Annotated in this window: 23 protein-coding genes, 1 tRNA gene and 1 other RNA gene; 18 read left to right on the plus strand and 7 right to left on the minus strand. The window is 62.4% G+C overall.

Annotated features, from left to right (window positions below; genetic code table 11):
• Positions 1–4: 4 nt before the first annotated feature.
• Positions 5–1570 (minus strand): amidohydrolase family protein, encoded by a 1566-nt coding sequence (locus K3177_RS09875; RefSeq protein ID WP_221598146.1) that lies wholly within the window; start codon positions 1568–1570, stop codon positions 5–7.
• Positions 1571–1696: 126 nt separating this feature from the next.
• Between K3177_RS09875 and K3177_RS09880 the strand changes: the two genes are divergently transcribed.
• The 4 genes from K3177_RS09880 to K3177_RS09895 all read left to right on the plus strand — a co-directional run bounded on the left by K3177_RS09880 (position 1697) and on the right by K3177_RS09895 (position 4997).
• Positions 1697–2416: an SIMPL domain-containing protein gene (locus tag K3177_RS09880; protein ID WP_247714417.1), complete on the plus strand. Its 720-nt coding sequence runs from the start codon at positions 1697–1699 to the stop codon at positions 2414–2416.
• 69 nt (positions 2417–2485) lie between these two features.
• Positions 2486–2791 (plus strand): PepSY domain-containing protein, encoded by a 306-nt coding sequence (locus K3177_RS09885; RefSeq protein ID WP_103025142.1) that lies wholly within the window; start codon positions 2486–2488, stop codon positions 2789–2791.
• A gap of 96 nt (positions 2792–2887) precedes the next feature.
• Complete coding sequence (locus tag K3177_RS09890) at positions 2888–3568, plus strand: response regulator transcription factor (RefSeq protein WP_103025141.1); 681 nt, start codon at positions 2888–2890, stop codon at positions 3566–3568.
• 112 nt (positions 3569–3680) lie between these two features.
• Entirely contained in the window at positions 3681–4997 is a 1317-nt protein-coding gene (locus K3177_RS09895) for a sensor histidine kinase (protein ID WP_221598511.1), read from the plus strand.
• A 7-nt stretch (positions 4998–5004) separates the two neighbouring features.
• Here the strand turns inward: K3177_RS09895 and K3177_RS09900 are convergent, their stop codons facing one another.
• The gene (locus K3177_RS09900; protein ID WP_103025140.1) at positions 5005–5301 is read right to left on the minus strand and encodes a chorismate mutase; all 297 of its coding nucleotides are present in this window, start codon (positions 5299–5301) and stop codon (positions 5005–5007) included.
• 65 nt (positions 5302–5366) lie between these two features.
• Between K3177_RS09900 and K3177_RS09905 the strand changes: the two genes are divergently transcribed.
• The 11 genes from K3177_RS09905 (at position 5367) to K3177_RS09955 (ending at position 16697) form a co-directional block, all read left to right on the plus strand.
• Entirely contained in the window at positions 5367–6383 is a 1017-nt protein-coding gene (locus K3177_RS09905; RefSeq protein WP_103025139.1) for a polyprenyl synthetase family protein, read from the plus strand.
• Between the two features lie 28 nt (positions 6384–6411).
• Positions 6412–8850 (plus strand): ATP-dependent helicase HrpB, encoded by a 2439-nt coding sequence (gene hrpB / locus K3177_RS09910; RefSeq protein WP_221598148.1) that lies wholly within the window; start codon positions 6412–6414, stop codon positions 8848–8850.
• Positions 8851–8866: 16 nt separating this feature from the next.
• Positions 8867–9145 (plus strand): ETC complex I subunit, encoded by a 279-nt coding sequence (locus tag K3177_RS09915; protein WP_103025283.1) that lies wholly within the window; start codon positions 8867–8869, stop codon positions 9143–9145.
• A gap of 9 nt (positions 9146–9154) precedes the next feature.
• Positions 9155–10057, plus strand: a complete 903-nt coding sequence (gene bla / locus K3177_RS09920; RefSeq protein WP_221598149.1) for a class A beta-lactamase — start codon at positions 9155–9157, stop codon at positions 10055–10057.
• 30 nt (positions 10058–10087) lie between these two features.
• Positions 10088–10182: signal recognition particle sRNA small type (gene ffs, locus K3177_RS09925), an RNA gene on the plus strand.
• A 61-nt stretch (positions 10183–10243) separates the two neighbouring features.
• Positions 10244–12040: a DNA polymerase III subunit gamma/tau gene (locus tag K3177_RS09930; RefSeq protein ID WP_221598150.1), complete on the plus strand. Its 1797-nt coding sequence runs from the start codon at positions 10244–10246 to the stop codon at positions 12038–12040.
• Positions 12037–12372, plus strand: coding sequence for a YbaB/EbfC family nucleoid-associated protein (locus K3177_RS09935; protein ID WP_103025286.1), 336 nt, complete (start codon positions 12037–12039; stop codon positions 12370–12372). Before K3177_RS09930 ends, K3177_RS09935 begins: the two co-directional genes overlap by 4 nt.
• A gap of 216 nt (positions 12373–12588) precedes the next feature.
• Positions 12589–12999: a Csu type fimbrial protein gene (locus K3177_RS09940; RefSeq protein WP_103025287.1), complete on the plus strand. Its 411-nt coding sequence runs from the start codon at positions 12589–12591 to the stop codon at positions 12997–12999.
• Positions 13000–13102: 103 nt separating this feature from the next.
• On the plus strand, positions 13103–13588 hold the full coding sequence (locus K3177_RS09945; RefSeq protein WP_221598151.1) for a Csu type fimbrial protein: 486 nt from the start codon (positions 13103–13105) through the stop codon (positions 13586–13588).
• A gap of 197 nt (positions 13589–13785) precedes the next feature.
• Positions 13786–16173 carry an endopeptidase La gene (gene lon, locus K3177_RS09950; RefSeq protein ID WP_221598152.1) on the plus strand — a complete coding sequence of 796 codons (2388 nt, stop codon included), beginning with the start codon at positions 13786–13788 and terminating at the stop codon, positions 16171–16173.
• A gap of 251 nt (positions 16174–16424) precedes the next feature.
• Positions 16425–16697 (plus strand): HU family DNA-binding protein, encoded by a 273-nt coding sequence (locus tag K3177_RS09955; protein ID WP_103025290.1) that lies wholly within the window; start codon positions 16425–16427, stop codon positions 16695–16697.
• 109 nt (positions 16698–16806) lie between these two features.
• Here K3177_RS09955 and rlmB read toward each other — a convergent pair whose 3' ends face one another.
• On the minus strand, positions 16807–17595 hold the full coding sequence (gene rlmB, locus K3177_RS09960) for a 23S rRNA (guanosine(2251)-2'-O)-methyltransferase RlmB (RefSeq protein WP_103025291.1): 789 nt from the start codon (positions 17593–17595) through the stop codon (positions 16807–16809).
• 141 nt (positions 17596–17736) lie between these two features.
• Between rlmB and K3177_RS09965 the strand changes: the two genes are divergently transcribed.
• The 3 genes from K3177_RS09965 to K3177_RS09975 all read left to right on the plus strand — a co-directional run bounded on the left by K3177_RS09965 (position 17737) and on the right by K3177_RS09975 (position 19940).
• Positions 17737–17822, plus strand: a tRNA-Tyr gene (locus K3177_RS09965).
• 79 nt (positions 17823–17901) lie between these two features.
• A complete protein-coding gene (locus K3177_RS09970; protein ID WP_221598153.1) occupies positions 17902–19482 on the plus strand; it encodes a site-specific integrase in 1581 nt (526 codons plus the stop codon).
• Positions 19483–19634: 152 nt separating this feature from the next.
• Complete coding sequence (locus K3177_RS09975; RefSeq protein ID WP_221598154.1) at positions 19635–19940, plus strand: hypothetical protein; 306 nt, start codon at positions 19635–19637, stop codon at positions 19938–19940.
• Positions 19941–20008: 68 nt separating this feature from the next.
• On the opposite strand, the gene K3177_RS09980 is transcribed toward K3177_RS09975, so the two are convergent.
• The 4 genes from K3177_RS09980 to K3177_RS09995 form a co-directional block, all read right to left on the minus strand.
• Positions 20009–23854 (minus strand): transglycosylase SLT domain-containing protein, encoded by a 3846-nt coding sequence (locus K3177_RS09980; RefSeq protein ID WP_221598155.1) that lies wholly within the window; start codon positions 23852–23854, stop codon positions 20009–20011.
• Between the two features lie 89 nt (positions 23855–23943).
• A complete protein-coding gene (locus tag K3177_RS09985; RefSeq protein WP_221598156.1) occupies positions 23944–24450 on the minus strand; it encodes a hypothetical protein in 507 nt (168 codons plus the stop codon).
• Positions 24447–24971 (minus strand): hypothetical protein, encoded by a 525-nt coding sequence (locus K3177_RS09990; RefSeq protein ID WP_221598157.1) that lies wholly within the window; start codon positions 24969–24971, stop codon positions 24447–24449. Before K3177_RS09990 ends, K3177_RS09985 begins: the two co-directional genes overlap by 4 nt.
• Positions 24972–25037: 66 nt before the next feature.
• Positions 25038–25454, minus strand: a complete 417-nt coding sequence (locus K3177_RS09995) for a hypothetical protein (RefSeq protein WP_221598158.1) — start codon at positions 25452–25454, stop codon at positions 25038–25040.
• Positions 25455–25729: the final 275 nt, after the last annotated feature.

Below are 25729 nucleotides of genomic sequence, written 5' to 3' on the forward strand. Positions count from 1 at the left end.
CGACTTATCGCTGAGCTGCTGCCCGCTGCTCGTCGGCCATGCGGGCAACATCGGCGAGCAATTGCTGCGCGTCGTAGATGATGCCGTCCTTGATGGTCCAGCGCACGCCGCCGACCTGCTCGATCGTCTCGTCTTCGCGATTGAGGCGCGTATGGCCGGTCCCGTACAATACCTTGAAGTTGGCCAGCGGATTCTCGGGCACGATCACCAGATCGGCCAGCTGGCCCACGGCGATCCGGCCCATCGGCGGCGCTTCGCCGCGCGGCTCGTAGATTTCGCGCGCGCCGTCGATGGTCGCTGCGCGGATCACGGCGAGCGGCGACAGGCCGGCCTCGCGCAGCATCTCCAGCTCGCCGATATAGGCAAAGCCCCAGGTCTGATAGATATAGCCCGGATCGGATCCGGCAGTGACCCGCCCGCCGCGCTCGTGGAACTCCTTAGTCAGCTTGAACCATTTCTGGTAGAACTTTCGCCAGGCGACCTCGTCCTCGGTGGTCCAGTCCTTGTAATAACTGCCGTGATTGGTGGCGCTGGGAGCGTAGAAATCCATCAGCGACGGGATCGTGTATTTCGCGTGCCAGTCACGCGTCTTCGCCGCCATCACGTCGCGGCTGGCGGAATAGATGTTGAATGTGGGGCTGAGGGTTACCCCGCTGTCGACGAGAAAATCGATGTATTCGTCCCATTTCTCGCTACCGGGCTCGACAGCCTGCGGAGCGAGCTGCGCCACCCACGCGAAGCGCGACTGCTCGTCGAAGTAATTGTAATTCTCGGGATAATAGGGCAGCCCGTCCTTCAGCAGGCTTTCGAAATGGCCGTAGAAATGCGTCACGCCGCCGAGGCCCAGTTCCACGGCCGTGCGGGCGTTGACTTCGGCAACACCGGTCTGCGCCAGATGGGCGACAGTCCCCATCTGCTGCTTTTTCGCTTCATCGAGCGCCGCGCCGAGCACCTCGGGACTGGAGGAGTTGAAGAACTTCACTCCCCAATAGCCCTGCGTCTTCGCCCACCGCACCCACTCGCGCGCCTTTGCAGGCGTGTCCGGATTGCCGCCGGACCATTTGTCCCCGAACACGATGTAGGGGATCAGGCGCGGCGCGGTGATCGTGTTGGCCGCGCTGCGGCTGGCGTCCGACAGGTCGGGTGTGCCGGGGCCAAAGTAAAAACTCACGCCGCGCACGGTCGTGACGCCGTGCGCCAGCCACAGCTTGTATCCATAGGATGGCTGGGCCGCCTTGCCCTCATCCCCGTTATGGCCGTGCACATCCACGAAACCGGGCAGCACATACATGCCTGCGGCATCGACCACGCGCTCGGCACCCTGGGCTGCGCTATCGGGCGCACCGCCAGGGTAAAGCGCGGCGATGCGATTGCCTTCGACCATGATGTCCACCGGACCTGCGGGCGGGGCGCCGCTGCCTTCGATAACCGTCGCGCCGCGGATCAGCAGCTTGCCGAACGGGCCTTCGCCTTCGTCCGATGCGCGGTCGGGCACACGCTCCATTTGGGCAGCGAGCGGTTGCAGGCCCATGGTGGCCAATGCGGCGAGTGCGACTTTCCAGACTTTCATGTGTCCCCCACGTTTGGTCCGTTGGGCTAGCGCCAACGACGCGCAGAGGAAAGTGGGAACACATCCGTTCAGCAAGCCGTAAAGCCGAAAGGCCGACTAACCGTCCGAACAATGAGGAGTATTTTGATGATCCGTTACGCAATTCCTGCCTTGGCTGCTGCGGCTATCGCCTCCAGCGCACAGGCGGCAGAGGTCCAGATCCAGTCGCAGGGCCCGGTTGTCGAACTGTCGGTCAGTGAAAGCGTCGATGCCAAACCCGACATCGTCGATATCGGTGCCGGTGTCACCAGCCAGGCGAGCACCGCGGTCGAAGCCATGCGTATCAATGCCCGCGAAATGAACGCGGTGATCGATCGTATCAAGGCGCTGGGCATCAAGGATAAGGACATCCAGACCACCGGCATCAACCTGAGCGCGCAATACGATTACGATCAGAGCACGAGCCGGCAGGTCTTCCGCGGCTATCAGGCATCGAACCGGGTCAATGTCACCCTGCGCGAGGTGCCGCGTGCGGGCGAAGTGCTCGACGCGCTGGTCGCTGCCGGGGCGACCGATATCAATGGCCCGAACTTCTCGCTCGACGACGATACCGGCGCCCGTGCACAGGCGCGCAAGGCAGCCTTCGAAAAGGCGCGTGCGCAGGCCGAGGAATATGCACGCTGGTCGGGCTTTTCCGGCGTGCGCCTGCTCGAAATCAACGAATCCGTCGCTGCCGGCCCGCCCATGCCTTACGCCCAGTCGGCCGAACGCAAGATGATGGACGTGAGCGCCGCGCCGACCCCGGTGGAACCCGGCCTCGTCGGCACGATGGTCTCGCTGACGGTTAAATTCGAGATGACTCGCTGAGACTTAACGCGCCTATCCCGCCAGCATTCACACCTTGTTCAATGCCGGCGGGATAGGCATGGTCGCATCATGAAGCGCATCTTTGCCTCTCTTCTCGCTTTCGGGCTGGTTGCCGGTCCGATAATGGCCGAACCCGCCTTTGCGCAGCGTCGCTCCGAACAGGGCGAAGCGCGGCGGGAAATGAGCGCAGGTAACATCCTGCAACTGCGGGAGATCGAGGCGCGGGTTCTGCCAAGCATGCGCGGCGCCGAATACCTGGGCCCGGCTTACGATTCGACTGCGATGGCGTACCGTCTCAAGTTCATCAAGGACGGGCGGGTCATGTATGTCGATGTGGATGCACGCACCGGCAAGGTGCTGCGTCGCAGTCGTTAAACGGGCCGCGCGGCATTCCCATTGAAACCCCGTTCATGTTGACGCGTTCATCTACATGAACGAAACGCGTGATAAATTATCCGAGGACGGACATTCATGAGGATCCTGATCGTCGAGGACGAGCCTACGCTCGGCCAGCAACTTAAATCGACGCTCGAACAGAACGGCTATGCGGTGGACCTGTCCACCGATGGCGAGGATGGGCATTTCCTGGGCAGTACCGAGGAATATGACGCCGTCATCCTCGACCTCGGCCTGCCGGAGATCGACGGGCTGACGGTGCTGGGCATGTGGCGCAAGGAAGGCCGCAAGTTCCCCGTCCTGGTGCTGACCGCACGTGACAGCTGGTCCGACAAGGTCGCCGGTCTCGATGCCGGGGCGGACGATTATCTCGCCAAGCCTTTCCAGACCGAAGAACTCATCGCGCGCCTGCGGGCGTTGATCCGCCGCGCATCGGGCAACACCTCCAGCGAACTGACGGCGGGCGATGTGCGTCTCGACACGCGCTCGGGCCGCGTCACCCTGCAGGGCGAGCCGGTCAAGCTCACCGCGCAGGAATACAAGCTGCTGTCCTACCTCATGCACCACAAGGGCAAGGTGGTCAGCCGCACCGAACTGATCGAACATATCTACGATCAGGATTTCGACCGCGATTCCAACACGATCGAGGTCTTCGTTACCCGCATCCGCAAGAAGCTGGGTGCAGACGTGATCACGACGATCCGTGGACTCGGTTACAGCCTCGACGATCCCGCCGACCAGCCGCGCGCATCCTGACGGAGACGGCGGCGAGGCGGCGGCGGTCGGGCAGGTCCCGCCGGCGTCCCCGCCTGCCGAAAATCCGGTGACCATCGGCCACCCGGCGGCGCGGCGCAGCCTTGCGCGGCGCATGATGGTTATTGCCGCGCTGTGGATCAGCATCCTGCTGCTCGGCGGCGGCTTCGCGCTCGACCGTACGCTCGTCCGGCTGGTGGAGGATAATTTCGACGAGCAGCTGGAATACGTCCAGACCGCGCTGATCTCTACGGCCGAAATCGACAGTTTCGGCGATGTGCAGCTCTATCGCTCCCTCGGGGACCAGCGTTTTCTGGAACCCAATAGCGGGGTCTACTGGCAGGTTACGGGTGAAGGGCATCAACCCTTTCCCAGCCGCAGCCTGTGGGATCGCAGCCTCGAACTGCATGGCGATCACGTCGACAAGCAGCCGCATTTCTACAATTCCGACCAGTTCGAAGGCGAGCCCCTGCGCATCGTCGAGCGAACTGTCATGCTGCCCGACAGCGATACGGAGTGGACCTTCGCCGTCGCCTCCGCCCGCGGCGAACTCGACTATCAGATCACCCGGATCCGCTCGATCCTGATCTGGAGCTTCGCGGCGCTGGGCATGGGCCTTCTCACCCTTGCCATGCTGCAAAGCTGGTACGGTCTTTCGCCGCTGCGGCGCGTGCGCAACGCCATCCAGGCCATGCGCAGCGAAGGCGCGAACCGCATTTCCGAACCCCTCCCGCTCGAGGTCGAACCTCTGGTGGAGGAAATCAACGCGCTCCTCGCCCATACCGAACAGCAGGCGGAAGAAGCGCGCATGCATGCCGGCAATCTCGCCCACGCTCTGAAGACGCCGCTGACGGTGCTCACCAATGCGGCGACCGCGCACGATCCCAAACTGTCCGATCTGGTGTGCCGCGAAACCAAGACGATGCAGCGCCACGTCGAACACCATCTCGCCCGGGCGCGGGCCGTGGGGCGGCGTGCCACCGGCCATTCGCGCGCCGAAGTATGGCCCAGCGCCGAAAGCGTGCTGCGCGCGGTGACCCGCATTTACGATACGACCCGCTTCGATCTCGACGGGAATCGGAACGCTGCCGTCTCGATCGAGCGGCAGGATCTCGATGAAATCCTTGGCAATCTGATCGAAAACGCCGCCAAATACGGAGGTGGCAGCGTGTTCGTCACCATCGATGCGCAGCGCGATTCGGAAGAATGCATCATCTGGATCGAAGATGACGGGCTGGGCATTCCCGAAGCCGACCGCGCCAGGATATTCGATCGCGGTGCGCGGCTCGATACGGGCAAGCCGGGCACCGGCCTCGGCCTCGCCATCGTGCGCGATGTCGCGGAAATCTACGGCGGCTCGGTCGAACTGGCGGAAAGCGAGGATCTGGGCGGCTTGCTGGTGCAGCTAAGCCTGCCGCGCAGCGCGCTGTAAGGCCTGCCTAACGCTGCGCCGCCTGTTCGTGGTGGCGGATCACCTCGTCGATGATGAAACGCAGGAATTTCTCGCTGAATTCCGGGTCCAGCTCGCTTTCTTCCGCCAGCCGCCGCAGCCGTTCGATCTGCTCCTTTTCGCGGGTGGGATCGGCAGGGGGCAGCGTCACCTTCGCCTTGTATTCGCCCACCGCCTGCGTGATCCGGAAACGCTCTGCCAGTATGTGGATGAGCGCGGCGTCGATATTGTCGATGCTCTTGCGAAAACCGGCGAGAACGGGATCGGGCTGGGGCGATGTGGTCATGCTGCCACGCTAGCGATAAATCCCGGCTTGCCAAGAAAGCTTGGGCAGACCATGGCCAAGCCGAAATGTCAGCCGAAGTTATCCCCCTGAAGCGCAAGGAGCTGGAAGGCTCCATCGAACCCATGCTGTCCCTGACGGCGCATGGCATGAACCAGGTCAATCAGGTGATCCTCGATCGCATGCAAAGCGAAGTGCCGCTGATCCCGGCGCTCGCAGGGCACCTGATATCGGGCGGCGGCAAACGCCTGCGCCCGATGCTTACGCTCGCCGGGGCGGACCTCGTCGGTTACAGCGGCACGCGCCACTACAAACTCGCCGCCGCGGTGGAATTCATCCACACCGCCACGCTCCTGCATGACGATGTCGTCGATGGCAGCGATCTTCGGCGCGGCAAGGCTGCGGCCAACATCATCTACGGCAATCCCGCCACCGTTCTGGTCGGCGATTTCCTGTTCAGCCGCTCGTTTGAACTGATGACCGAAGACGGCAGCCTCAAGGTGCTGAAAATCCTTTCGGGTGCCAGCGCGATCATTGCCGAAGGCGAAGTCGACCAGCTGACCGCCCAGCGCAAGATCGACACCAGCGAACAGCGCTATCTCCACATCATCCGCGCCAAGACCGCGGCCCTGTTCGCGGCCGCCAGCCGGATCGCCGCCGTAGTTGCCGAATGCAGCGACGAACAGGAACAGGCGCTCGACGAATATGGGCGCAATCTCGGCGTGGCCTTCCAGCTCGTCGACGATGCGCTGGATTACGATTCCAACGCCGCTGCCATGGGCAAGGACCGGGGCGACGATTTCCGCGAAGGCAAGATGACGCTGCCCGTCATCCTTGCCTATGCCCGCGGGTCCGAGGAAGAACGGGAATTCTGGAAAGCTGCCATCGGCGGTTTCCGGACCGAAGATGAAGATCTCGATCACGCCATCCAGCTCATCGAACGCCATCAGGCCGTCTCTGATACCAAGCTGCGTGCGCGCCATTTTGCCCAGCGGGCGATCGATGCCCTGTCGATCTTCCCTGACGGCAAGGCACGCCGGGCGATGACGCAGGCTGCGCTGTTCGCAGTCGCGCGGGGGTATTGATCCCGTCTCCGCGTGATAGGGCGCTCTCGTGAATAACGATCTGCCCATTCATGCCGTCCTGCCCGAACTGCTCGGCGCGCTTCGTCAGGGCAGCGGGGCTGTGCTCGTCGCCCCTCCGGGTGCGGGCAAGACTACGGCGGTCGCTCCTGCACTGCTGAACGAAGACTGGTGCACCGGCACCGTCATTCTCACCTCGCCGCGGCGCGTGGCGGCACGGGCCGCCGCGGAACGCATGGCGGAAACGCTGGGCGAAAAGCCGGGGGAAACCATCGGCTATTTGACCCGGCTCGACAGCAAACGCTCGGCCAGGACCCGCGTATTGGTGGTGACCGAAGCGATCTTCGTGAACACCATTCTCTCCGATCCCGAACTGGCGGGAATATGCGCCGTCCTCTTCGACGAAGCGCATGAGCGTCACCTCGACAGCGATCTCGGCCTTGCGCTCGCGCTCGAAAGCCGCGCCGTCCTGCGCGACGATCTGCGCGTTCTGGTCATGTCGGCCACGATCGACGGCGCGCGGTTCGCACAGCTTCTGGGGGCCGATACGCAGGTGATCGAAAGCGCGGGCAGGGCGCACCCCTTGCAGATCAGATGGTTCGGATCGTCGCCGCAGCTCCCGGTGGAAGATGCCATGGCGCAGGCCGTCGCTTCCGCCTGGCGGGAAGAGCAGGGCGATATCCTCGCCTTCCTGCCCGGCGTACGGGAAATCGAACGGGTGCGCGAACGTCTGGAAGCGCGTCTGCCGTCCGCACTCGTCCTTCCGCTCCACGGGCAGGTCGATCCTGCGGGGCAGCGTGTTGCCATCAGGCGCGATGCCGAAGGGCGCCGCCGCATCGTTCTGGCCACCGCCATTGCCGAAACCTCGCTGACGCTCGACGGCGTATCCGTCGTGGTCGATGCCGGCCTGTCCCGCCGGGCCGAATTCGACCGCGCGGCGGGCACCACGCATCTGGTTACCCATCGCGCCAGTCAGGCCGCGGCGGCCCAGCGCGCCGGGCGCGCGGCGCGGCAGGGGCCGGGCATCGCCTATCGCCTGTGGGAAGAGGCAGGCCATGGCGGGCGGCCGCCCTACGATCCGCCCGAAATGCTCACCGCCGATCTTGCCCCGCTGGTTCTGGCGCTGGCTCAATGGGGCAGCGGCGACCCGCTGGAACTCGGCTGGCTCGATCCGCCGCCTGCCGCCTCCATCGGCGCGGCCCGGCAGACACTGGTGGCGCTCGGCGCGCTCGACGCAGATGGCCGGATTACCGAACGCGGCACTCGTCTCGCGCAGCTTCCGCTCGACCCGCAGGGGGCCGCGACCATTCTTTTCGGCGCGGAACATGGGGCGGAAATGCAAGCGGCGCGGATCGCCCTGCTGCTGCAGGAACGCGGTCTCGGCGGGCAGGGGGAAGACCTCGAAGCGCGCCTCTCGCGCTGGAACGGCGATCGCGGCGCCCGGGCAGAGGCCAGCCGCAAGCTGGCGGCCAGATGGGCAAAGCAGGCGCGCGGTCTGGTGCAGGGGTCGCCCGATGGCGAGACTGGGCCCAGCCCGCCGCCCGGCATCCTGCTTGCCGCGGGACGGCCGGAATTCATCGCCAGACGGCGCGATGCCAGCGGTGAAAACTGGATTACCGCCGGGGGCAGGGGCTTCGTGCTCGATCCCGCATCTCCGCTTGCCCGTGGGCAATTTCTGGTCGTGGGCGATGCGCAGGGGCAGGCGAAAGGCGCGCGGATCACCTCTGCCATCGCGCTGGAAGAAGCCGATCTGGAACGCTGGCTGCCGAACAGGATCGAACGCAGGCATGTGCTGCGCTGGACGGGCGAGCGGGTGGAGGCGCTGCTTGAACGCAGACTTGGCGCGATCACGCTGGCGCGCGGACCGGACCCGGCACCAAATGGGCAGGCCATTGTGGATATGCTTGTGGAAAAAGCTCTGGAAAACCCGGCAAAGATACTCCCGGCAGAACTGCTCGCCCGCGCCGGTCATGCCGGTGTCGCCGGGCTGGAGCGCGACGGCCTGGCTGAAAATGCTCCGCTCTGGCTCGCACCACTGCTGCAAGGGCGGCGCGATCTCGATCTACCCAGAGGCAAACTGGTGGATGCCCTGCTCGGCCAGCTCGACTGGGACAGCCGCCAGCGGCTGGACCGGCTGGCACCGCGCGAATTTACCTCTCCTGCGGGCACTACGCACCGCATCGACTATACGGGCGACGATGCGCCAAGCGTCGAGGTGCGCGTGCAGGCGCTCTTCGGACTGGAGAGCCACCCCATGGTCGGCGCAACGCCGCTCCTCCTGAAGCTCACCAGCCCCGCCGGGCGGCCAATCCAGTCCACCCGCGACCTGCCGAATTTCTGGCGTGGAAGCTGGGCCGATGTGCGCAAGGATATGAAGGGGCGCTACCCCAAGCACCGCTGGCCGGAGGAACCATGGGCGGAAAAGCCCAGTTTGAAGACCAAGAACGCCTTTTCACGCTCCGAAGGTTGAATTACAGGGTTAGTCCATGACCGCGAGAATCTACCAGCGACCGAAGAACGCCATGCAATCGGGCCGGGCCCGCACCGATGAATGGGTGCTCGAATTCGAGCAGTCCGAAGCGCGTCGGGCGGATCCGCTGATGGGGTGGACCGGCAGCAGCGACACGCAGGCACAGGTGCAGCTTACTTTCCCGAGCAAGGACGAAGCGAAAGCCTACGCCGGGAAATACGGCATCGCCGCGCGCGTTCACGCTACGCCGCCCAAAAGTCTCAAGCTTCAGGCCTACGCCGACAATTTTCGCTGATCCTTGCGGGTGAGGGCACTTTTCCTCCCCCTGCTGCTTGCAACGGCAGCCTGCAGCGTCAATTCCCAGGGTTCGCCTGAACGGGGCAAACCCGGAACATCTGCCGCGCAGCAGGATCTTGCGGCGCGGATTTCCGAAATCGAAACGGCGTCCGGCGGTCGGCTGGGCCTTGCATTGCATTCGCCGGACAAGGGCCTCGTTTACGCCTATCGCGGTGACGAACGTTTCGCCATGTGCTCGACTTTCAAGCTCGCCCTTGCGGCGCTGACGCTGGATACGCCGGGCCTGCGCGAAAAGCGCCTCCACTTCGGGGCAGGGGACATTCTCAGCTATGCGCCCTACGCGAAAGAGCGCGCATCATTCGGCTGGATGAGCGGGCTGGAAGCGGCACATCACGCCGTCACCCTCAGCGACAACACGGCGGCCAATCTGCTTCTGGCAGAGGTAGGCGGGCCGGACGGATTTACCCGCTGGCTGCGCTCCATGGGGGACGAAACGACCCGTCTCGACCGGAACGAGCCCGCGCTCAACGAAAACGCGCGGGGCGATCCGCGCGATACCACAACGCCCACAGCGCATGCGGACCTCGTCGGCACGCTTTTGTGGGGTGACCGGCTCGTGCAGGCCGACCGTGCCCTGCTGCAGGAATGGCTCGTGGAAACGACGACGGGGATGAACCGCCTTCGCGCCGGCCTGCCCGGTGAATGGCGCGCCGGAGACAAGACCGGCACCTGCGGGACCGGCGTTCAGGGCGAAGTGAACGATATCGCCATGTTCGAAACGCCAGATGGCTCGCGCTACATCCTCGCTGCCTATCTCGACCGCGCGGATGGCTCCGCATCCGATGCCGAAGCCCGTCTGGCAGAGGCGGCCCGCGCCATTGCCGACTGGTTACAGCAGATGGGAGCTTGAAACTCCTCTGACATCCGGCCATATGGCGCGCCGGGAGTCGGTCGGACGTTTGCGTTCGCTCACCGGGTCAGATCCGGAAGGAAGCAGCCCAGGTGGATTGCGGCGGGTCGGCCGGCTCCTTTTTCACCCACATTTCGTGACTGTGATGGCATGACATTCCTGCCGTCAGTCCCTACCTGTTCCAACATGGGTGATTCACCGGACAATCCAGATGGCCTTCCTTGGGAGAGCGAAGCGGACGCTCCCGACGCGCCGAGCGCTGCCGAACTCGAGGAAGCCGGACAGGAAGCCATGTTCGGCGCCGAACAGACGCCTGCGCCGGCCGATCATACGTATGATCCACATGCCTCCACTGTTCGGCAGCCGGCTCAGCCCTACCGCGTTCTGGCCCGTAAATACCGTCCGCAGACCTTCGCCGAACTCATCGGTCAGGAAGCGATGGTGCGTACGCTGGCCAATGCAATCGCCCGTGATCGGCTCGCTCACGCCTTCCTGATGACCGGCGTTCGCGGGGTGGGGAAGACCTCCACCGCGCGCCTCATCGCCAAGGCTCTGAACTGTATCGGGCCCGATGGAAACGGCGGTCCCACGATCAGCCCCTGCGGCGTATGCGAACCCTGCCGTGCCATCGCCGAAGGCCGCCACATCGACGTCATCGAAATGGACGCCGCCAGCCATACCGGCGTCGATGACGTGCGCGAGATCATCGAAGCGGTGCGCTACGCCGCCGTTTCGGCGCGCTACAAGATCTACATTATCGACGAAGTTCACATGCTGTCCCGCAATGCTTTCAATGCGTTGTTGAAGACACTTGAGGAACCGCCTGCCCATGTGAAGTTCCTCTTTGCCACGACCGAGGTGGAAAAGCTGCCGGTCACGGTGCTCAGTCGGACACAGCGTTTCGACTTGCGCCGCATTCCCGTCGAACTGCTCGAAAGCCACTTTGCCGACATCTGCGCCAAGGAAGGCGTCGAAGCCGATGCGGAGGCTTTGCACATCGTGGCCAACGCCGCCGAAGGTTCGGTTCGCGATGGTCTCTCGATCCTCGACCAGGCCATTGCCCACGCCGATCTCGACACCGAAGGCAAGGTAACTGCCGCCCGCGTGCGCGACATGCTCGGCCTTGCCGACAAGGGCGCACAGCGCCGCCTTTTCGGGCACATTCTCGAAGGCCAGGGCCGCGAGCTGCTGGCCGCGATCGACGAGCAATATGCCCTCGGCGTCGAACCGCTCGCCCTCATGCGCGCCCAGATGGATCTCGCCCACCGGATCACCGTGGCGCAGGTTTCGGGCACCGAGCCCGAAGGTGTCAGTCCCGATGAGCGCGAACAATTGGCGGGCTGGGCTGCGCGGCTCCCGGCGGGTCAGTTGCATCGCCTATGGCAGTTGCTGCTCAAGGGCCACGATGAAATTCGCCTCGCGCCCGATCCCCTGATCGCACTGCGCATGGCGCTTCTACGCACGCTCCATGCAGGCCAGATGCCCGATCCCGGCAAGCTGGCGAAGAAGATCGAAACACTGGCTGAAGCCGGCCCCGTCAGGCAAGCTGCGGATGAGGGAAGTGCGGTTGCAGAAGCGCCGCAGGCTTCGCTGGATTGGCAGGAACTGGTCGATGCGATCGATGCATCAGGGCTGATGCAGGAAGCCAGCATCATGCGCCTGCAGGTGCGCGTAGTGGAACTGGCAGACGGCGTCCTCCGCTTCGGCAGAGATGCGAAATTCTCGGATGATGTCATCCCGGTGCTGAAAGAAGCGCTACACCGCCACACCGGGAAACGCTGGACCGTGGAAGAGGTCGCCGGGGGAGCCGGGGCTCCTTCGCTCGTCGAAGTACAAGTCAGCGAGCGCGATGCCGCAGTAGCCGCGATGCGCAATCACCCGCTGGTCAAAGCGGCCTTCGACGCCTTCCCGCAGGCAGAACTGATCGATGATGGCGGCGCAGCTCCCCAGCGCCGCGAAATACCCTGGAGTAGAAACGCATGAACATGGAAGAAATGCTCGCGCAGGCCCAGAAGGCTGCTGAAACGATCCAGAAGCAGATGGGCGATGCCCAGGCCAAGCTTGACGATATCGAGGTCGAAGGCGCGGCCGGTGGCGGTCTCGTCAAAGTCCGCGCCACGGCGCGTGGTCGCATTCTCGGCGTCTCGATCGACGATAGCCTGATGAAGCCGGAAGAAAAGCAGATGGTCGAAGATCTCGTGACAGCGGCTTTCAACGATGCCCGCGACCGCGCTGATCGCGTATCTGCCGAAGAAATGGACAAGATCCAGCAGGGCGTTGGCTTGCCGGCAGGCTTCAAATTGCCGGGTATGTAATCCCGGCTTTGCCCACCAAAGCGGCGTTTATGCCTAATTTTGTGGTAACGACCGCTTAGGTATTTTTCAAAAGGTGTCGCCTAATCTTCCCGGACGAATCGACGGGAAGACGGCGTGGGCAAAACGGGGATCAGGACTACTTGTTCGGCACTGGCGGGCGCGTGCGCGCTCACCGGTCTTTCCTCGTCCGCCGCCGCAGCGCCTAATGGATCGCAGATGCAGGTCGGCGCGCAGGTCGAGGGGCGATGCTCCGTGTCGACGACGGATATGGCATTCGGGGTTCTCGATACGAAGAATGTGACCCGCGTCGACACGAACGCCACCGTTTCGGTGTCCTGCGCGGGCCTGCTCACGTTCTTTCGCCTGACCATGGACTGGGGGCAGAATGCGTCGGGCGAGCAGAGGCGGATCAAAAACGCTTCCAACGACTACCTTCCTTACGAAGTCTATCGCAATAACAACCGCACGCAGCGCTGGGGTCAGCGAAACAGCGAGAGCCGCACCGGGGTGATACTGCTCGGTATCGGCAATGAGGACTTCGAAGCTTATGGACGTTTGTCCGGCATCACCCCCTCCACCCCAAAGGGCCGGTATACCGATCAACTCACGGTCACTATCACGTTCTAGGCGCGGGTGTGAGGCGCTGCGACACGGCGGAGCGCCTTCCGAATTAACCGATATTTAGCCGAGTTGTCCTAGAGACGTTCTCTCGATTTCCAGAGGGGTGCTGGTGGTTTCTTTTCGTTCCGGATCGTTGCTGTGGGCGCTCGGCGCCGTCTGCCTTCCGGCGGTCGCTCATGCGCAGGCAACGCTTACCCCGACTGTCGAAGTGATCGATGGCTGCACGGTTCTTACCGCGGAAATGGCTTTCGATATCAGCGCAGGCGCCGGGGCAGGGCCGGTAGACAGCACGACGCAGATCGACATCGAATGCACCCGTCTTGCCCTGTTTCGCGTCGATATGGACCGCGGTAGCAATGCCAATGGCACTCAGCGTCGCATGCGCAACGGCTCCGGGGATTTCATTCCCTATGGCATCTTCCGCAATACCGCCCGCACGCAAACCTGGGGCAGCGGTTCGGGAAATGCTCCGCTGGGCATCGCCTGGAGGCGGGGCAGGGGCAGCATGACCGCCTATGGCCGGATCGCGTCCGTACCGGCCAACCTGACTCCCGGTGTTTACGAGGATATCGTGACCGTCAGCATCACCTTCTGAGGTCCAGCCTGAATCCTGTCTCGCGCGAGGCTGGGCAATGGCAATTTCTTCTCGGTCACACGCGGTTTTGTCACTCCGACGCGGTCAGGCGCTAATCCATCTCATCCACATGACTTTGGCGCGCGACGTTGCGGAGCGCGACTGGTCTCACCATATTCCGAGCGAACGGCCTTACCGGCCCCGAATGGAATTGATTGATGACCCAGACCTTCCCCCTCCTCCCCTTGCGCGACATCGTGGTATTTCCCGGAATGGTGGTGCCTCTGTTTGTCGGACGCGACAAATCGGTCGCAGCCCTCGAAGCGGCAATGGAAGGCAGCAAGGACATCTTCCTGCTCGCTCAACTCGATCCGGGTTGCGACGACCCCGAACGAGATGATCTGTTTGACGTCGGCGTGATCGCGCAGGTTCTGCAGTTGCTGAAGCTCCCCGACGGCACCGTCCGCGTGCTGGTCCAGGGTACGTCGCGCGCAACGCTCGAACAGCTTGCACAGCGCGGTGAGCATGTCGAAGCCACAGTTTCCTCGCAGGACGAGGTAACGGCATCCGGCAGTGAAGTGACCGCCATGATGCGGCAGGTCGTCGAACAGTTTGGCGAATATGCGAAGCTCAACAAGAAACTTGGCGAAGAAGCCGCCGAGCAATTGAGTGACATCGACGATGCCAGTGAACTGGCCGATTCGATCGCCGCTGCGATTTCCGCGAAGGTTTCGGACAAGCAGGCGCTACTGGTCGAAAAGGACCCGCTCAAGCGGCTGGAAATGGTGATGTCCTACATGGAAGGCGAGCTTTCCGTGCTGCAGGTGGAACGGCGCATTCGTGGCCGTGTAAAGCGGCAGATGGAGCGTACGCAGCGCGAATATTATCTCAACGAACAGCTGAAAGCGATCCAGAACGAGCTCGGCGGTGACGAAGACGGCAGCAACGAGATTGCCGAACTGACCGAAAAGATTGCCAAGACCAAACTCAGCAAGGAAGCGCGCGAGAAGGCCGAAGGCGAACTGAAGAAGCTCAAGGCCATGCAGCCGATGAGCGCCGAAGCGACCGTCATCCGAAACTACCTCGACGTCCTTCTGGGTCTGCCCTGGGGCAAGAAGAGCAAGGTCAAGAAGGACATCGGCAAGGCGCAGGAAGTGCTCGATGCGGATCATTATGGGCTTGAAAAGGTCAAGGATCGTATCGTCGAATATCTCGCCGTCCAGGCCCGTACACGCAAGTTGAAGGGCCCGATCCTCTGCCTCGTCGGCCCGCCAGGTGTGGGTAAGACTTCGCTCGGCAAAAGCATCGCGAAGGCGACGGGCCGTGAGTTCGTACGTCAGTCGCTTGGCGGGGTACGCGACGAAGCCGAAATCCGGGGTCATCGCCGTACCTATATCGGGTCGCTTCCGGGCAAGATTGTCAGCAATCTAAAGAAGGCCGGCAAGATCAACCCGCTGTTCCTGCTCGACGAGATCGACAAGCTGGGCCAGGATTTCCGCGGCGATCCGGCATCGGCCCTTCTCGAAGTGCTGGATCCGGAACAGAACAACAAGTTTCAGGACCACTATCTCGAGCTCGATCTCGACTTGTCGGACATCATGTTCGTCACCACGGCGAACAGTCTCAATCTGCCGCAACCGCTGCTCGACCGAATGGAGATCATCCGGCTCGAAGGGTATACGGAAGACGAAAAGGTCGAGATCGCCAAGCGTCACCTTTTGCCCAAGCAGATCGGCGAACACGGCCTTAAAAAGGGCGAGTTCGAACTGACCGAAGATGGTCTGCGCGATCTGATCCGGTATTATACGCGTGAAGCGGGCGTCCGTACGCTCGAGCGTGAACTTGCTCGACTGGCCCGCAAATCGCTGCGCAAGATTCTCGAGAAGCAGGTCGAAAGCGTCACCATCACGCCTGAAAACCTGAGTGAGTTCGCCGGCGTACGCAAGTTCAAGCACGGCATGGGCGAGGAAGAGCCGCAGGTCGGTGCGGTCACCGGACTGGCATGGACCGAAGTGGGCGGCGAATTGCTGACCATCGAAAGTGTCACTACGCCGGGGAAGGGCGACATCAAAACGACCGGCAAACTCGGCGAAGTGATGAATGAAAGCGTTGCCGCCGCCTTCAGCTTCGTGAAGGCGCGTGCGCCGCATTACGGTATCAAGCCGAGCCTGTTCCATCGCCGCAACATCCATATTCACTTGCCTGAAGGCGCCGTTCCCAAGGACGGGCCCAGCGCGGGTGTCGGTATGGTGACATCGATCGTCTCGACGCTTTCGGGTATTCCCGTCCGTCCAGATGTCGCGATGACGGGCGAGGTTACGCTGCGTGGGCGTGTGCTGGCGATCGGCGGGCTGAAGGAAAAGCTGCTCGCGGCGCTACGCGGCGGAATCAAGAAAGTTCTGATACCGGAAGAAAACGTGAAGGATCTCGCGGAAATCCCGGGCAATGTGAAAGATGGCCTGGAAATCGTCCCTGTTTCCCATGTCGACGAGGTGCTGGCGCATGCACTGTGCAGCGTGCCCGAGCCGATCGAGTGGACCGAAGCGGATGATTTGGCGAGCCAACCCGATCACACGCTGCGGGCGCCATCGCCGACTGCCCATTAAGTAGGCCGAACCTGAGCGACCGAATCGGGAGCTTTGGCGACCTACGCTGCGCGCTAATTTCGGTGTGTGCAGTGCAGCATCGGCGGATCGCGGGTCGCTTTATCTCAATTTTCCCGTCTCCGACCCCGTAAACCGCCGATTTTGGCCGAGAATGCCTTTGACAGAGGTCCGAAAAAACTCTCAATTCGTTCGCCTTCGCCGAGGCGATTCAGCCGAATTGATTTGATGATAAAAACTAGGGGGTTTCTCTAATGAACAAGAACGACCTGATCAGCGCAGTTGCCGATTCCAGCGGTCTTTCGAAGAACGATGCGTCGAGTGCCGTCGAAGGCGTTTTCGACGCTATCACCAAGGCCCTGTCGAGCGGTGACGAAGTGCGCCTGGTCGGCTTCGGCACGTTCTCGGTCGCCAAGCGCAAGGCTTCGACCGGCCGTAACCCGCGTACGGGTGAGCCCATGACGATCAAGGCGTCCAACCAGCCCAAGTTCAAGGCTGGCAAGGGCCTGAAGGATTCCGTCAATTAAATCGGAATTTTCCGGTTCGCCCCCGCATATTGCAGAACGCAGCCGGTTCGATACTCGCCGCGCTTTCCCGGTCGGAAAGCGCGGCGTTTTCGTTTTCCCTACACAGAGATCACCGCGTCGCGATGGCGTAGAGCGCGATCGCACCGGCGTTGGAAACGTTGAGGCTCTCGATCTCTTCGCCAATGGGCAGACGGGCGAGGGCATCGCAATGCGATTCGATATTCTGCCGCATTCCTTCGCCCTCGGCCCCAAGCACGATGGCTACCGGACCTGCGGGAAGAGCTTCGGCGAGCGTTGTTTCGGTGGCCCCTGTCAGCCCTATGCGCCAGTATCCTGCTTCCGCCATCTGCTCCAGCGCTCGCGCCAGGTTGACTACGCGCACCCACGGCAGGATTTCCAGGGCACCCGAAGCCGCCTTGCCGATGACGCCGCCTTCGGGTGGGGCGTTGCGATCCTGCGTCACCAGGGCAGCAGCGCCGAAAGCCGCTGCCGATCGCATGATCGCGCCGACGTTATGCGGGTCGGTCACTTGATCGAGGACGACGATGGGCCGGTCGGCATCGCCGCTCAGAACTTCATCGAGATGGATATCTTCCAGCGGCGCGCATTCGAGAACCAGCCCCTGGTGCGGCGCATCCTTTGCAACAAGCCGCGCCAGATCCTGCACATCGGCATATTCCAGCGGGAAGTCTTCTGGCAATTCACCATCAAGCGATTCGATGGCTTCGCGCGTGGCCCATAGTTTGCGGTGAACCCGGTTGGGGTTCTTGAGCGCAGCTTCGACCGCATGGCGGCCCCACAGGCGAACCTGTCCACTACTCGCGCGGCCACTGCCTCGTCCGCCCTGCATGCGTCCTGCGCGGCCTCGCAAAGCCCGCTTGCGTTCACCCTTAGCCATCAAATCCGTCCTGTCTGCAACATTGGCTGCGGCCTGTGCCAGTGGGGGCATTGACAGGCAAGCGCCGCTTCGCCAAAGGGGCGCCTCTCGGCACGGGATCGCCACGCGATCTCACGATTTCTTCGATGAAATGGCCCGTGTGGACAGGTGGCCGAGTGGTTAAAGGCAGCAGACTGTAAATCTGCCCGCGCAAGCGTACGCTGGTTCGAATCCAGCCCTGTCCACCACCGCCTTCTAAGGCGTTGTAAGGCCAAGAAAACCGCAGAAATCAGTGGGTTTTGTCCAATTGGGTGCTACAATCGTAGCATGAAGGACGACCCGATGTACCTCACCAAAAACAGCCACGGCGTGTACTATTATCGCCGCCCGATCACTGCTGAGGATCAGGTGTTTTGGCGCGGTTCTTCGGGATCGCCTAAGCGGGAATGGAATAAATCACTGCGCACAAAGGATCGGCGGGAGGCGATTCTACGGATGACCGACGCCGCCGACTTATATGAGGCAGAGCGCGCCGCGCAGTTGGCCGTGTATATCCCGCAACACGGAGAAGAAACTGACCGGCAGCGCGAGGAGCGGGAAGCTGCGGAAGCGGCTCTTGCTGCATCGGAGGCCCGGAGACAGGCTCGCCGGGACTATCGCATTGAACGTCGCTTGCGCTTGGAAATGAGCACCGCCGAGCTTGACCCGCAAGAGGCGGCATGGGCTGATATTGTGAGAGAACGCGACGCGGAGATAGCGGAGCTTCGAAAGGCAGCGCAGGGCCAGCGCGAGGCGAATGCCGCACTGGCGAAAGACTTGGGCCGACCCCTTCCTAATGCTGGGACAGAGGGTAGCCTTGAGAGTATCCTCTTGGCCTATGAAGCTGACAAATCCCCTGCATGGTCCGCGTCCACCCGCAAAGCCCTCGTGCCGGTTTTCCGCCTTTTGCGCGACATGTACCCCGATAGAGCAGCAGGCAGTATCACCCGGCAGGAAGCCCGCGACTTAGTGGCGTTGCTTCAAAAGGTCCCCACACAGATTGGCAAGCGGAAGGAGCTGCGCGGGCTTACGGTGCCCGAGGCCGTTGAAAAGAACGTTGTCCATGGCTTTCCCACTCTTGGACCTAAGACGATCAATGATGGGTATCTGCTGCATATCGCGTCCATATGGAACTGGGCAGCGCGGGAGCAGCTCGTCACAGGCAATCCCTTCACCGGTCTGACGGTGGCCGATCCTGTGGCCGATAGGGACCGGCGTGATCCTTTCACCACTGCGCAGCTCTCCACCTTATTCTCGGCGGCCCCTTGGAACGACCCTTGGGCGAAAAGCCGGGATCGTCCAGGCGCGTACTGGGTGCCGCTAATCTGCCTGTTTCACGGACTGCGAAATGGCGAGGCGTCCGGCCTCCGTGTCGAGGACGTATATGAGGTCGAGGGCCAGCCTGTTTTGCATGTCCGCGAATACGCAGGCCGGACGATTAAAACGCCGGAGGCGAGAGCGGAGCTGCCAATCCACCCGGAGCTGTTGCGGCTCGGCTTCATGAATTTCGTCGAGGATCAACGGAAGGCAGGCGAAGTGGGCCTGTTCCCCGATGGTAAACCTAGCAACAGGGGGCAGCATGGGGCTAAACTGGGCGAGCGTTTTAGCTCCCATGTTCGCGCACTTGGCTTGGAAGGGAGGAAGCTCGGTATGCACTCTTTCCGGCACAACTTTGAGGACCGGCTCCGGGCGGCGGAGATTGCCACTCGTACCGCATTGGCCTTGGCCAGAAGGAAAGAGCCGGGATCGGGCGATAATTATGGCAGCGGCCTTTCAATCCGCCATAAAGCAGAGGCGTTGGCCAAGATCACATACCCCGGATTGAGCCTCGCTCATCTCGAACGAAAGGAACTTGCGAATGAAGGGTGAGTGGTCGGACGCCGAGGATCGCGGGGATGGTCCCGGAATACGGGTGGAGTTCCTTCTCTGGGCCGTGGCAGTTCCGGTCAGCGTGGGGTTATGCGTATTGGCTTGGCTGCTATAGCCTTGCCAATGTTCCCGTCCTGTTCCAAATGCACGGGATGGTCCGCCGTAGTCCCCCACAACGCAAGCTCGATGAACGCGCCTTTCCAATTCGGGTGAAGTTTTCGGTGCCTCCGCTCGGCACCATCGGCGTTGCGCCGGACATGTACAAATGGCTGGAAAGCGAAGTCGGCAGGGGTCGCTACGCGGTCCATCCTACCGAAACTGTCCTGTGGAATGCCTTCGCCATCCACTTTGTCGCCGTCGAGGACGCCCGTGCCTTTGTCGCGGCGCACCCCCAGCTCCAGCTAGCTGATGGCACAGATTGCGTTACCTACACATCGCCATATCGGCGTCTGGACTAGCGCGAAAAAAAAAACGGCCCCCAAGCAGCCCCGCGAAGGGACCGCCCAGAGGGCCGCATCAAAATGACCTAATCGTCCCCAAGGTCGGCAAGGGTGCTGACCAAGGGAGCGACGTAAGGAAGGTTGCTGCCGGGGAGGGCACGGAGCAACCTATCGGGGTCACCGCCGAATGTACCGCTATACAAATCCTGCGCAAGGCCTGCTCCCGGTGCCGCTACGCCGCCCAGCAAACGGGTATCGCCGCCTGCACGGTGCCCGTAGGTGTCGCCCAGCGCCTCGTCCAAAGGATCAATCCAGCCGGTAGCCATGCCGACACCTAGGTCCAAGATGTCGCCCGCCAAACCCGCCGATGAGGCGTAGTTCATTGTCGCACGGGTGAGGGCCAAGGGGCTGCCATTTTTCTCCCAGTAGTCCTCACGCTTGCGATCCGACATGCTGGTCATCTTGGCTTGCATCCGGGCAAGGTGGATCGGGAGGGCGAACGACATTGCCGCCATGAGGTAGGTGAAGGATTTGACCGCACCGTGGTTGCGCATGTTGCGCCCCCACTGCTTCTCCACGGATGTAACCGAGAAAGTACGGAACTGGAGCAGCAGCTTGAGAAAGCCATCGTGCGCCCATTGCCCGGTTTCCCCGGTGAAGGTCCGCTGGATGATCTGGGCAGAGCCGCGTTCCACAGCCTGCACCAGCTCGTTGACATCTTCGGGCTTCAAGGCACTCCCTTTGAACAGGTCGAGACCCGTAAGATTGCCCTTGGCGTCGAAGGTGGCGATGCGATCCATGTCCTTTTGGAGCTTGCCTCGTAGCGCCGCGCTGATCCCCATATCGTCCAAGGCGGTGTCTGCTTCGCCGGACTTGGCGAAGCGGATAGCCTTGCGGAGAACTTCCTCTGACATGAGGCGGGTCTGCGCTGCGAGGATGTTTCGGTGGCCGGACATAATCATGTTGGCGTGGGCACCGGCCCGAACTGCGCGGGTGACGATCCCGAGGTCAGAGCCATTGTACAGCTCAACCTCGTTGTCCCTAACGTCGAACATGCGGGTCATCCAGTAGTCGTCCATGCCGACACCGCCACCCATCTGATCGAGGCTCTTGAGAACCTCGTTGGGGGTACCGTGACCGGCTGCGATTTCCCGGACTTCCTTCATCATGCGGGGGAGGTTGCCGACGCTGCGAAGCGCGGCGGATACCCCCAGCGAAGGGATGGCGTTGCCGAACTCCGCAAGCTGGGTGAACGCCATGCCGCCCAAGCGCGAAGCACTGGTGGCAAGGCGGAGGTTGTCCATGTTCCGCCAGTTGGCTTCACCGAACGGGGTGTTGAGGAACTCGGCCGCGATCTGGTCGAACGCCTTGACCTCCTGCGGGCTGGCATCGCTGGCGATCATCGCCTTCTTGAGTATGTCCAGACCCTTCTTGCCCATGACGCCGTACTGCGCCAGCGAGACTTCCCCGGCGACCCGGCGCGCATAGCTGCGGTACAGGGAGGGGATGTCTGTGACGAACAGGTCCATGAGCTGCTTGCCGTCCCCGATGTCCTCCATGAGGTCGAGCTTCAAGCGGCTCTTGGTGTGACCGGCACCGCCACGGGAGAACTTGCCCATGATCTTCTCGACTTCGCTGGGGTCCAGCTTCATCGCTTCGAGGGCATCCTTGACGATCTGACCGGCCTCCGGCGAGTGCAGATTGAATGGCACCTGATACATGCCATTGGCTGCGTCGATCCCACGCTCCAGATACCTTGCGGCAAGCTGGTCGGAGAACGCTGCGTCGAAACCCTCGATCCGCTGGAACTGTGCAGAGAGCACATTGCGGACGCTCTGCATCTGCTTCGCGTTGAGAGAGGCAACCTTACGGGGGTCAAGTCTGTGAGGCACGTAGCCTACGCTGTTGTCGCCCAGACGGGCATTGCCGATGGTCCCGGCCTTCTGCTGTTCGAGGCGCATCTTTTCCATGCCAGCCTCGAAGGCGTCTGCGGCCTCCACCACGTAGGGGTTCTCGTCGAAGCGGGTGCCCTTGGGCGTATTCCCACGACGCTCGATTTCCTGAAAGACGCGGCGGTTGAACTCGTTGCGGCTGCGGCCATCCCAGAAGTCCTTGACGGCACCGACACCGTTGCGGCGGCGGAACTGGGTGTGGAGGTCATCGAACCCGGCGAACTGCTCATTGTACACCCGCTCACGCATGAAGGCGGTGAGGGCTGCCGAACGGTGACGCCCTGCTGCGCCCTGCGGGTTCTCCAGAAGGGAGACCGCCACGGCACGAGCCACGGGGCTTTCGGATAGCAGCAGACGTGTGCTGGTTGCTTCCTGCCCGACCTTGGCGAGAATCGTCTTGAGGCTCTCGCGGTCCACTGGGTTTGCGTCTGCGATCCGCTGCGAGCGGGCCACCGTCTCCTCGACCATGAGGCGTTCGACGGTATCTGACACACCCTCCGTATCGCCTGCGGCTTTCACCTGCTCTGCGATGTCGGGGCGCTCCATGAGCAGCTCGTCGGTCAGCATGACCTTCTGGTGCTCGGGCACGTCCGCCAGGGCGTAGTCGAGGACTTCCATGTAGTCGGTCCTGATCTTTGCCGTGACGGCTTCCTGCACGGTCTCGGGGGAGGCTGCGTCACCGAGCTGCTCCCGGACACTCGCCTCGGTAGCCTGTCGGTATTGCTTGCGGGCCTTGATGGCCTGATCGACTTGCTGCTGGGCTATGTCATTCCGTGCGAGCCGGTTGGTAACCCCGGTGAGGCCGAAGCCGATGAACAGGCCGGAGAGACCCGAGATGGTGTAGTCGGTGCCGGTCATGTGGCTGCCAGCGGCATCCATACCTGCGGTCACTGCCACGTTACCTACGGCACCTTCGACGGCACCCGAGGCCAAAGCGGCAACCGGGCGACCAGCTACGGCGAGGGCACGAGAGCCAACACCTGCGAGCTGTGCGGCTTTACCGACACCGAGGCCAGCGGCCCAGCCACCGGGATCGAGGATACCAGCGCCGATGGCCAGCAGGGTAGGCGAGGACGCCGTGGAGATTATCTTCTCACGCTCACGGGTCTGCTCGATTTCACGCTGTATCTGGGCGAGGTGGTCGGCGCTCTTGGCGTCCCTGATCTGGGCAACCTCGGCACCCGTCTGGGCGAAGCCTTCGATCTGCTGCCAGTTCTTGAGATAGAACTGGTTGAACTCGGGGTCATCGTCGAAGCTCTCGCGGTCGAGGCTGTCGATGATTTCGCCAAGGATGGTGTTCTCCATGAACCCCGCCTTGAAGCGATCCCAGTGGCCGTAGCTATCAAGCTCGGTCTGCTCGGCTTCGAGGCGTTCGCCTGTCTGCTGGTCGGTGGTATCCGGGGTCAGGTCCACCGGGGTGGTCTGCATCCCCTCTGCAAGCTGCGCAGTTACGAGGTCGCTTACGGTAGGCAGCTTGGGGCGCGGTGCCCGCTTGGCTTCCCGAATACTATCCTCGGTATCTGCGAACAGGTCCTCGGGGGTGCTGCCGAGCATCTCTGCTACGGTCGGGACACGCGGGGCGAGGGCAGGTACTCCGGCAGAGCCACCTTCGGATGACATGGCGTTTCCTCCAAGCACCCGGTTTCGGTATGCGCTGTTGACCCGGCCCCACTTACTGCGATCCGGGCCGCCGTGGTATTCACCAACGGCTGCGGCCCAGTCACCGCCATTGCGGTCCATGCTTTCCTTGAGGTGCAGGCCAGCCACTCGAGCGGCATCCTCGGGAGATTTATAGGCATCCACGCCGTACTTGTTGAGGAACAAGCGGCGGGTGTTCGGCATGATCTGATAGACCGTACGGGCACCTACAGGCGAGACCTGATCCGCATTGGATCGTTCGCCACGGGTACGGATAGCAGCGATACCGCCTGATGGCAGGCCCAGCTCCTTTTCCAGCTTGGCTTCCACGGCGTCGTACATGGGGTCTCGGAAAGAGTGTCCCCGGTTATTCTTGCTCATAGTGTCCTTGTCTTATGAGTAGGGCCAGGAGTTACCCCGGCCCCATATTGCTATTCGGCTTGATTGGATTGTGCGGGAGCGGCCTGACGCGCCGCGCTAGGCTGGAAACCAATCTCCGGCCAGCCGGGTCGGTCTGGACGCTCAATCCGGCTCCGGCCTTTGCTTGCGGCCGGGGCAGGCATATCCGGCAGCCCATCGGCGAAGCCAGCGTCCCCAGTCTTGACCGCCATTGTCTGCAAATGCTGGACGGCCATTTCCGCCACCGGCTTAAGGGCGGCGGTGTCTCCGGTGGCAATGTACTTATCAAGGGCCACATTCGAGCGGGCGACCATTGAGAGGTCGGCGGCTTCGAAGAATTGGCCAATCCGCTGCATGGTGGCATGAAGTGAGGGCTGGCGCTCGACCAGCTTATTGAACGCCGTGTCGTATGCCTTCCGGGCGGGGGTGCCATTACGGATCATCGCCCCGGCAATATTAGTCACCTGTGCGGGATCGTGGCCAAGCTGGCGCAATTCAGCCAAGGCGGCTTTCACTTTGGCGCGGTCGCGGCTGTTCATGCTGCCACCGGCCCACGCGTGTAGCCACGCTGCAAGCTTGTGAAATATTCGATGAGCGCAGCGTAAGGCGCGCGGTCCGGTACCAAATCGCGGATCGCCGTGGGGACCAAATCACCCTTTCGGGTCGTGAGATAGTCGAACACGTCCGGGTGATATTTGTACAGGTTTAGGAAGTGGTCGCATCTAATCTGCTGCGGGACGTTTTGGCCGGACTGGTAATCGTATTTCGGGGCTGTCCAAGTAATATCAAACTGGCGTCCGAGCAGACCATTTTCGGCCCCCTCTCCGCCCCGCTCGGTGACCGCGAGATTGCCAATCTTGGCGAAGCGGGCTTCGCGCTCGGCTTCTAGCTTTTCGGTTTCTTGCTTCGCTGTGTCTCCCGCTAACTGGTCATATTCAGCGGCGAGCTTCGCCGCCAGTGCGGGGGCAGCCTGTAGGCGTTCGAATAGGGCTGCATCGGTTTGGGCGGCTTGGAGCTGCTTCAAGAGATTGTTCAATTCGTTGTTCAGTGTAGTCATCATTGTTGTAGTCCTTGTCGGGTTTGTGCGCGGGTCGGCGCGTAGATTTCAGGTCGTAGAGTGCAGGGGTCACGCCCTGCGGATACCGGGCTTGCTGTAGCCTTCGCCCATGCTGGTGGCTTGCGGCGCACTGGGGTCATGCGGGGCGGGGATGTACGGCGCTTTGGCAGGAGGATGGCATCGGTCGCACGAGCAAACCGCTTTGATCGGCGTGTTCCCCAGCTGTGCGAAGAAGGCGAGCGGCACGGCGTCATGGCCGAGCCGCACCATCATCTGCTGATAGTCCAGCAGAAGCTTCCCCAGCTTTACGTGCGCGTCATGCATTGGTGGCGGAGGCGGGGCGGCAGGAGCTACCTTGGGGCGCTTTCTGGCGGGGGCCTTGCGGACGCGCTTGGGCGCACGGGCTTTCTTCTCCAGTTCGGCCAAAGCCATCGCGGTCTGGGGCGTAAGCGATCGTTCTAAGGTCTGCACTATGTCATCGGCCATCGGCAGAGCCTCCCGGTTTGCCCCGGCTCTCGCGGCGGAATGCGATGTAGGCTTCGCGGTATTCCTTCACGAACTCCCGGTTCATCTCCGCAGCGCCTCGGCTTCGTCTAGCCCAGCCCGGTAGACGGGATTGGCAAGCTAACAGGATTTCCCGGAACACCTCGCGGCGGAACTCGCAACGGACGATGTAGTAGCGTGCAAGGGCTTCCACTTTGCCAGCGGGGCCTAATCGGGAACGTATATTATCGAAAATTGCGCGGCGGCGCGGGTCTGCT

The organism is Qipengyuania pacifica, assembly GCF_019711555.1.
GTDB lineage: Bacteria > Pseudomonadota > Alphaproteobacteria > Sphingomonadales > Sphingomonadaceae > Qipengyuania > Qipengyuania pacifica.